This is a genomic window from Fimbriimonadaceae bacterium (genome assembly GCA_019638775.1).
Lineage (GTDB): Bacteria > Armatimonadota > Fimbriimonadia > Fimbriimonadales > Fimbriimonadaceae > JAHBTD01.
Window position 1 is genome coordinate 1 of record JAHBTD010000095.1, and the last position, 1,706, is coordinate 1,706.

Here is a 1,706-nt window from a genome sequence, read left to right on the forward strand (position 1 = left end):
AAGGCAAGAGCGGATCATTTCGTGCTGATGCCGCAAAGCGATTGGACCTCGTTGGAAGTGATTAGCGAGACAAAGCGGCAACTGCGTCTGTGATGTCTCGAGCGAGGGCCTGTTCCTGTTCGGTGAGTGAGAGCGCTTGGGTGAGATGATTGACCTGAGAGAGCACTCGTTCGCTGAATCCTTCCAGTGCACAGAATTCACGTGATCCCACAAAACGCGCGTTGGCGATGAGTAGCTCCTGGCGGCTGTTCACAAAGGTGGAGAGCTGACGGGTGATCTCTAATTCCGGCGTGAGTCTCATGGTGTTCTCAGAGTGACTGAACACGGCGCCAACTCTAGCAGTTGGGTCGAGGGTGGTCAATGGGACGGCATGTCTCGCACGATGGTGTTGGAATGCGCCACGAAGCACGTCTGAAATCAACACATCACAACATATACCATGACATGAAAGGATCTCATCATGACGACATCCCATCTGACATCGAAGCATGCAACGTTACGTGGACTTCTCAGTGCAGCCCCTCGCCGTACTCCCGTGGTGGATGCAACGTGGGTTCGCTCGGAGATGGCAAAGGCGATCGTCTCGGTAGTGGTTCAAGATTTCCAACGAATCGCTGCAGATCACGGTCGCTTGGTGCATGCCTGGGAACGACTCGCTCTGGAGGACCTGCAACGACTAGTCTGGGAGCTGGAAAAACCACGTTATCAGGTGCATCCAGCACAATGGGCTCGTCTGCGCGCACGCCTGGCAGACTTGACCGATATTGAACGGCGCAATGCCAAGATGTTGAACGCTCGCACACCGTTCGAAAATCGTTACGACGACGATGACGATCGTGGTGAGACGTGGGAAGACATGGCCGAACTGGATTACACGGTGCCTGCTCCTCGTGGGACACGTGCTGCTCAAGCGACCGATGCGACAGTCGATACACCGCTGTGTCCCGACTGTGGCTCGTCGTCTGTGGTGGTGTCCATGATGACGGTCGGTGTCCATCAGTTAGATCTGAAAGAGGCGCATTGTCTGATTTGCGCGTGGCGTGTCGAACTCGGACGCAAACCGAGTGCGACGGTCGATGTGGAATCGGATCTTGAGCTGGAGGATCACGGAGACGGAACGCTTCTGGGACCGATTGACGAATCTGAAGAACCAGCAGACGATGACGAACAGGACATCATGCCGAGCAGCATGACCGGCGAGGAGGAGACTCAACGCAGTGTGGTTGAGGACTTTGAGACGCAGGATATGGAGAGCGCGGAAGATCCTGTAGATCAGCTGATGACCTTGCAGAATCGCTTTTGGCAAGACTGGACGGTCAAGCCCCTTCGTTGCGCACTATTAGAGGGCACGATGCGGGAACGACTGAGTGGGGAGCGGCTTGATATGATTTGGGCCGTAGCGTCCACACTCATGGAATCGTGCCGTGGGCTGGGTCGCGCGGAGCAACAGGAAATCGCACGTTGGCTGATGCGAACGTCGACCGAGGAGTTGCGCGCGTTTCTCCCAGAGTCGGAATTGCCGGCAGAATTGGCTCAGCCGGAACGTATGTTGGTCGTGCCGTCCGTATCGACGAAGATACAGAAGTGGCAGCTAGCATGTCGGCTGGCATTGAGACGATTCCGAGTTGCCAGCGCGGGTGTCAGAATTTTGGCCCCGTCGTTTGGTGTCTCACCGGACGTATTTCGAGCCGCGAGTGCCTAGTGCC

General features: G+C 56.2%; 2 protein-coding genes. One reads left to right on the top strand and one right to left on the bottom strand.

The genetic code is table 11. The annotated features are described in order from the left end of the window. Nucleotides 1-61: 61 nt before the first annotated feature. Nucleotides 62-301: a hypothetical protein gene (locus KF784_20195; GenBank protein MBX3121379.1), complete on the bottom strand. Its 240-nt coding sequence runs from the start codon at nt 299-301 to the stop codon at nt 62-64. 159 nt (nt 302-460) lie between these two features. Between KF784_20195 and KF784_20200 the strand changes: the two genes are divergently transcribed. After that, nucleotides 461-1,702: a hypothetical protein gene (locus tag KF784_20200; GenBank protein MBX3121380.1), complete on the top strand. Its 1,242-nt coding sequence runs from the start codon at nt 461-463 to the stop codon at nt 1,700-1,702. The last annotated feature ends 4 nt before the right edge of the window (nt 1,703-1,706 follow it).